Genomic DNA, 487 nt, shown 5'->3' with positions numbered 1-487 from the left:
GCGGAGGTGGCTGGGGGAGGAGCAGGCGGGGTACCGGCGGCCGCGGCGGCCCCCATGGTGGCCGCGGTCCCGGTGGCCGCAGTCCCGCCGGCCGCGGTCCCGCCGGCCGCGGTCCCGGTGGCCGCAGTCCCACTGGCCGCAGTCCCACTGGCCGCAGTCCCACTGGCCGCAGTCCCACTGGCCGCAGTCCCACTGGCCGCAGTCCCACTGGCCGCAGTCCCACTGGCCGCAGTCCCACTGGCCGCAGTCCCACTGGCCGCAGTCCCACTGGCCGGCACGGCCCCGGTGGCCGGCACGGCCCCGGTGGCCGGCACGGCCCCGGTGGCCGGCACGGCCGCGCTGGTGGCCGCGGTTCCGGTGGCCGGCGCGGGCGGGTGTGCTGCGGTGTGGCGCGGTCGCGCTTGCCGGCCTCGCTGGGACGATCAAGGTCACCGCATTTCTCGTCCTTGCCGCGCTGGTCCTCATCCACCTGCGCGAACAGGTCGCC

The sequence above is a fragment of the Protofrankia sp. CiP1_Cm_nod3 genome, assembly GCF_982290655.1.
The sequence above is the reverse complement of the archived record's forward strand: the minus strand, read 5'-3'. Positions refer to the sequence as shown.